The 6,294-nt window shown below is 74.1% G+C and carries 5 protein-coding genes; 2 read left to right on the top strand and 3 right to left on the bottom strand.

All coding sequences use genetic code 11. From position 1 onward, the window contains the following. Nucleotides 1–89: 89 nt before the first annotated feature. The gene (locus tag ACFV4N_RS37895) at nt 90–1,682 is read right to left on the bottom strand and encodes a glycoside hydrolase family 64 protein (protein WP_499677500.1); all 1,593 of its coding nucleotides are present in this window, start codon (nt 1,680–1,682) and stop codon (nt 90–92) included. Nucleotides 1,683–1,832: 150 nt separating this feature from the next. Here ACFV4N_RS37895 and ACFV4N_RS37890 point away from each other — a divergent pair, with 150 nt between their 5' ends. Then, on the top strand, nt 1,833–3,038 hold the full coding sequence (locus ACFV4N_RS37890; RefSeq protein ID WP_499677499.1) for a cysteine desulfurase-like protein: 1,206 nt from the start codon (nt 1,833–1,835) through the stop codon (nt 3,036–3,038). A 51-nt stretch (nt 3,039–3,089) separates the two neighbouring features. On the opposite strand, the gene ACFV4N_RS37885 is transcribed toward ACFV4N_RS37890, so the two are convergent. Beyond that, nucleotides 3,090–3,782 carry a TetR/AcrR family transcriptional regulator C-terminal domain-containing protein gene (locus ACFV4N_RS37885; RefSeq protein ID WP_499677498.1) on the bottom strand — a complete coding sequence of 231 codons (693 nt, stop codon included), beginning with the start codon at nt 3,780–3,782 and terminating at the stop codon, nt 3,090–3,092. Between the two features lie 71 nt (nt 3,783–3,853). Here ACFV4N_RS37885 and ACFV4N_RS37880 point away from each other — a divergent pair, with 71 nt between their 5' ends. Continuing rightward, nucleotides 3,854–5,428: an ATP-binding cassette domain-containing protein gene (locus ACFV4N_RS37880; protein ID WP_499677497.1), complete on the top strand. Its 1,575-nt coding sequence runs from the start codon at nt 3,854–3,856 to the stop codon at nt 5,426–5,428. A gap of 12 nt (nt 5,429–5,440) precedes the next feature. Here ACFV4N_RS37880 and ACFV4N_RS37875 read toward each other — a convergent pair whose 3' ends face one another. Beyond that, nucleotides 5,441–6,193 (bottom strand): class I SAM-dependent methyltransferase, encoded by a 753-nt coding sequence (locus tag ACFV4N_RS37875; RefSeq protein ID WP_499677496.1) that lies wholly within the window; start codon nt 6,191–6,193, stop codon nt 5,441–5,443. Nucleotides 6,194–6,294 lie beyond the last annotated feature (101 nt).

Here is a 6,294-nt window from a genome sequence, read left to right as displayed (position 1 = left end):
CCATCGCGACCAGGTTCGACAAGACCGCCGTGTCCTACCGGGGCATGCTCGACCTGGCCACCCTGCTCATCTGGCTTTGAGGACAGCCCCTAGCCGCGCCGCCACTTCTGGTTCGCCGTGCCCCCGCACTCCCACAGCTGCAGCACCGCGTTGTTGTTCGGGTTCCAGTCCGCGATGTCCACGCACTTGTTCGCCTGCGGGTTCACCAGGTCACCCGCCGCCGACAGGACGAACTGCTGGGCCGGGTTCCCGCTGCACCTCGCGACCTGGATGGCCGCCCCGTTCGCGGTCGAGCCCCAGGCCACGTCCATGCACATGTCGTTCTGCGTGCGCACCGTCCCGCCGGTGAACTCCCACCGCTGGTTGGTCCCGCCCGTGCAGTCCCACACGACCAGGCGCTGCCCGTCGGCGAAGTTCCAGTTCGGCACGTCCACGCACTTGTCGTGCCAGTTGCTGACGATGCTGCCCGTGGTGGGCGGAGGGGTGGTGCCGCCGCCACCGCTGAACGGGGTCAGCACGATGCCGGCCGCCCTCGGGTCGCCGTCGTGCACCAGGGACTCCTGCGCCTGCACGTCGTCGAACGCGAACCCGTAAGCCTTGCCGTCCACCATGTTCTGGTGCACCAGCCGCGAGTAGTGGTTGGTGATCGCGCCCTTGTAGAAGTCGGCCGGGCCGCCGCCGGGCTGGGTGTCGATCACGCCGAGCGTGGAGCGGTGCAGGGCGGCGCACAGGGTGCGCGCGATCGGGCCGACCACCTGGTCGTTGGGCGCGTGCAGCGCGCCGTCGCAGCCCCAGACGTTCGCGGTGGACGGCTTGGCGAACGACGCCACGTGCTGCCCGGCGGAGTTGGTGAAGTTCATGGTGTTGCCCGAGGTGCGCCCGAAGTAGCGGACGTCGGGGCGGTCGCCGAACGGCACCACGGTGAGCGTCTTGGACGTGTACGCGTTCCACGCCTGCGTGATGTACGGGTCGAGGTAGTTGCGGTCGAACAGGCCCACGTCTGCGGCCTTGCCCGGCGCGAGCACGCGCAGCACGGTGCCGTCGGACCTGGTGATCACCGAGTTGCCCCAGCCCGCCTGGCCGCGGATGCCGTTGACCACGTTGTCCCGGCCGTTCGCGACCAGCTCGCCGGTCTTCTTGGTCACGCCGTTCGCGCCGGTCACGGTGACCGCGTGCGGCACGGCGAACATGTCCACCTGCGAGCTGTTCAGCCACAGGCCCGCGTCGTTGTAGGTGAACTCGCTCCAGTCGAACAGGATGCCGTGGTTGGGGTCGCCCGAGGCCCACGGCGCGGGCTGCACCAGGCCGTCCGGGGTCAGGAAGAACTTCAGCTTCTCCCCGAAGGACATGTAGACGCGGCCGGAGATGAAGCGCGGCACGCGCAGCGTCACGCTGCCGCCGGGCGGGGGACCGGCGATCGACACGTCCGGCGCGGGCACGGGCGGGTTCGAGCCGGCGGGCCACGGCGTGAAGCCGCCGCCCTGGTTGACGTAGCCGAGCCGCCCGCCGGGGCGGATGTCGGTGCCGAGGACGTAGAGGTGGACGGCCTCCGACCGGCCGCTGTTGTTGGTGACGGTGAGCGGCAGCAGGTCGGGGCCGACGGCTTGCGCCGGAGCGCTCGCCACGGTCCCGGCCGCCGCCAGGGCGACGAGCGCGCTCAACAGCTTTGTTCGGGTGCGCATCTTGACTCCTAGGGCAGGGTTCGTCCGCCGCCCGGGGTTCCAGGGACGGGCGGCGGAGCCTTCACGAAACTGGTCCAGACCGATTCGTGAGAGCGCTTCCATAGGGTCGGGTGAAGGTCCATTGGCTGTCAATAGGAGAGAGTGGACACCATGACCTACGACGTCGACGCCGTGCGCGACCGCTTCCCCTCGCTCGCCTCCGGGACCGCCCACTTCGACGGGCCGGGCGGCACCCAGGTGCCCGCCGCGGTCGCGGACGCGGTGCGGGACGCGCTGACCTCCTCCATCTCGAACCGCGGTGCGGTGACCGCGGCCGAGCGCACCGCCGACGCCACCGTGCTGGCCGCCCGCGGCGCGCTGGCCGACCTGCTCGGCGTCGAACCGGCCGGCGTGGTGTTCGGCCGCAGCGCGACCCAGCTGACCTACGACTTCGCGCGCACCCTGGCCAAGACCTGGGAGCCCGGCGACGAGGTGGTGGTGACCCGCCTCGACCACGACGCCAACGTGCGGCCCTGGGTGCAGGCGGCCGAGGCGGTCGGCGCGGTGGTGCGCTGGGCCGCGTTCGACCCGGCCACCGGTGAGCTGGCGCCCGACGACGTGGCCGCCGTACTGTCGGACCGGACGCGGCTGGTGGCGGTGACCGCGGCGTCCAACCTGATCGGCACCTGCCCCGACCTGCCCGCGATCGCCGAGCTGGTCCACGCGCGCGGCGCGCTGTGCCACGTGGACGGTGTGCACTACACCGCGCACCGGGCGGTCGACGTCGCGGCGCTCGGCGCGGACTTCTTCACCTGCTCGCCCTACAAGTTCTTCGGGCCGCACTGCGGTGTCCTCGCCGCGCGGCCCGAGCTGCTCGACCGGTTGCGGCCGGACAAGCTGCTGCCGTCGTCGGACGCGGTCCCGGAGCGGTTCGAGCTGGGCACGCTGCCCTACGAGCTGCTGGCCGGCTGCACGGCGGCGGTCGACTTCATCGCCGACCTGGTCCCGTCGGAGGGCGACCGGCGCGCGCGCCTGGCGCGGTCGCTCGCGGAGGTCGGCGCGCACGAGGACCGGCTGCGGGAGAAGGTCGAGGCGGGACTGGCCGCGCTGCCCGGGGTGGTGGTGCGGTCACGGGCGGCGCGGCGGACGCCCACGCTGCTGGTGACCTTCGAGGACCGCCCGGCGGCCGACGCGTACCGCTTCCTGGCCGGGTTGGGCGTCAACGCGCCCGCCGGGTCGTTCTACGCGCTGGAGACGTCGCGGTGGCTGGGCCTGGGTGACGCGGGCGGGCTGCGGATCGGCCTGGCGGCGTACACGGCGGAGGCCGAGGTGGACCGGCTGCTCGACGGCCTCGCGCGGTTCACGGGGGCCGCCTGACCGGAAGGGGCGCGAAGGGGTCGCGAGGGGGGCCGTGAGGGCGGGTCCGCGCTACGCGATCCCCTGGACCAAGCCGGTCAGGAAGTGGTCCAGGCCCCGTTCGAACAGGGCGTCCCAGTCCTGGTCGGCCAGGTGGTCGTTGGCCGCCAGGGTCGGGTAGGCGTCGGCGCGCGTCCGCAGGTGGGCGCGCGCCGCGTCCAGCGTCCCGGGGCGGTGCCAGGTGGACTGGGTGAGCGCGGAGCCGATGACGAAGTTCGCCAGCCCGTGCGTGGCGGCGGCCAGGTGCGCGCCGGCGAAGCCCGCCGACGCCAGCGCGCCCTGGAGGAACTCCGTGCGCTCCAGCACGTTCGGGCCGAGCGTCGGGCGGCCCAGCAGCGGCGGTGACCACGGGTGGCGCAGCATGGTCGCCCGCCAGGCCAGCACCAGCTCGCGCACCGCGCCCCGCCACGGCCCGCTCGGCACCGGGACCTCGGCGAAGATCGCGTCCACGGCCAGGTCGAGCACGTCGTCCTTGGTCTTGACGTGCCAGTAGAGCGTGGGCGGCGCGACGGCGAGGCGGTCGGCGAGCCGCCGCATGGTCAGGCCCGCCACGCCGTCGGCGTCGAGCAGGTCCACGGCCGTCGCCACGATCCGGTCCAGGGTCAGCGCGTCCCGGCGCGCCCGGGGCTCCCGCAGCCACACCTCGCCCGCCACCCCGCCCGACCGGCCCCCGCGCCCGCCCGCCCGATTCCCCTTCGCGTCCACGGCACGCACAGTAGTACGTTGTTCGCACTCTCGACCAACGTTCGAGACATAGACCAACGTTAGGGGGCCTGGTGGCGCACGTGGAGGTGTCCGACCTGACCTACGCGCTGCCCGACGGCCGCGTGCTGCTCGACCGCGTCTCGTTCCGCGTCGGCGAGGGCGTCACGGCCGGGCTGGTCGGCCCGAACGGCGCGGGCAAGACCACCCTGCTGCGGCTCGTCGCGGGCGAGCTGCGCCCGGTCTCGGGCGAGGTCGCCACCAGCGGCGGCGTGGGGGTGATGCGGCAGTTCATCAGCGGCGACACCGTCGGCGGGCTGCTGCTGGCCGTCGCGCCCGAGCGGATCAGGCGCAGCGCGGCGGCGCTCCGGGCGGCCGAACGCGCGCTGCGCGACCGCGACGAGGAGGACACCCAGCTCGCGCTGGCCGAGGCGATCACCGAGCACGTCGAGGCCGGCGGCTACGACATCGAGGTGGTCTGGGACACCTGCGCCACCGCCGCGCTCGGCCTGCCGCTCGCCGAGGTCGCCGACCGGCCCGTGGCCACCCTGTCCGGCGGCGAGCAGAAGCGCCTGGTCCTCGAGGCCCTGCTGCGCGGCCCGGACGACGTGCTGCTGCTCGACGAGCCGGACAACTACCTCGACGTGCCCGGCAAGGAGTGGCTGGAGGAGCGGTTGCGGGCGAGCCGCAAGACGGTCCTGCTGGTCTCGCACGACCGGCAACTGCTCGCCGCCGCGGTCGACCGGGTCGTGGCCGTGGAGGACCGGGACGTGTGGGTGCACGGCGGCGGGTTCGCCACGTTCGCCCAGGCCCGCCGCGACCGCGTGGAACGCCTGGACGAGCGCCGCCGGCGGTGGCAGGAGGAGCACCGCAGGCTGCGCGACGCCGTGCACCTGCTGCGGCAGGCCGCCGCGCGCAACGACGCGGTGTCCTCCGCCTACCGCGCCGCCCGGACCCGGCTGTCCAGGTTCGAGGAGGCCGGGCCGCCCCGCCGCCCGCCGCGCGCGCAGGACGTCCGGGTGCGCCTGCGCGGCGGGCGCACCGGCAAGCGCGCGTTGACGTGCACGGGGCTGGCGCTGACCGGCCTGACCGAGCCGTTCGACCTGGAGGTGTGGTTCGGCGAGCGGATCGCCGTGCTGGGGCCCAACGGCTCGGGCAAGACGCTGTTCCTGCGGCTGCTGGGCGGCGCGGGCGACGTGCCGCACACCGGCGCGGTCGAACTGGGCGCCCGCGTCACGCCCGGCGCCTTCGCCCAGACCCACGCCCGCCCCGACCTGCGCGGCAGGCAGGTCGACGACATCGTGATGCGGGACCACGCGCTGGTGCGCGACGACGCCATGGCGGCGCTGGCCCGCTACGAGCTGGCGCCGTCGTGGCGGCAGCGGTTCGAACAGCTGTCGGGCGGCCAGCAGGCGCGGTTGCAGGTCCTGCTGCTGGAGCTGTCCGGCGCGACCCTGCTGCTGCTCGACGAGCCCACCGACAACCTCGACCTGGCCGGCGCGGAGGCCCTCCAGCACGGGCTGCGCGCGTTCACCGGCACCGTGCTGGCGATCACCCACGACCGTTGGTTCGCCGCCGACTCCGACCGCTACCTGCACTTCGCCCCGGACGGCCGGGTGGTGGAGGTCGACGAGCCGGTCTGGCGCTAGCCCGTCCCCTCGTCAGCCCCCCTTGCGCGCCTCGACCAGGACCCGCTGGGAGTGCGCCACGAACGGGCCGTGGCGCTCGATGAAGCGGTGCAGCTCGGCCAACCGGTCCCGGTAGCCGGCCGCGGTGAAGCCGGGGACGATCCAGATCACCTTGCGCAGGAAGTGGACCACGGCCGCGATGTCGAAGAACTCCACCCGCAGCGCCTCCTGGCGCAGGTCGACGACCTCCAGGCCGGCCGCCTCGGCGTCGGCCGCGATCCGCATCGCGCTCCGGCCCGGGTCGACCGGCCGGGGACCCATCATCAGGTCGGTCAGCTCGCGCACCGAACCCGCGCCGACCTGCTGCGATAGGTAGGCGCCGCCGGGGCGCAGGACGCGGTGCACCTCGTCCCAGCGGGTCGCCACCGGGTGGCGGCTGACCACCAGGTCGAAGTGGTCGTCCGGGAACGGCAGGTCGGCGGTGTCCCCGACGTGGACGACGGTCGCGCCGAACTTCGCCAGGTTGCGCCGGGCGATCGCCAGGTTCGGCGGCCACGACTCGGTGGCCGCCAGCACCGGCGGGGCGGTCGGGACCGAGGCCAGCACCTCGCCGCCGCCGGTCTGGACGTCCAGCGCCGCCCGCGCCCCCGCCATCCGGTCGGCGAGCAGCCCGGAGTAGCCCCAGGACGGGCGCTGCTCGGTGGCGCGGCCCTCGAACCAGGAGAAGTCCCAGCCCTCGGTCGGGACGGACTCGCCCTCGGCCACCAGCTCTTCGAACGTGGACATGGCCAGGAGGATGGCAGGCGCTCTCCGGCGCACGCAGCCGATTTAGCCTGGACGTGTCGCCCCGGGCCGGCGGGGGGGGGCACCCCGCCGGCCCGGGGGGC

It is taken from the genome of Actinosynnema sp. NPDC059797, assembly GCF_042732085.1.
In the GTDB taxonomy this organism is placed as follows: Bacteria; Actinomycetota; Actinomycetes; order Mycobacteriales; family Pseudonocardiaceae; genus Actinosynnema.
This window is presented reverse-complemented; position numbering and strand designations above follow the sequence as displayed.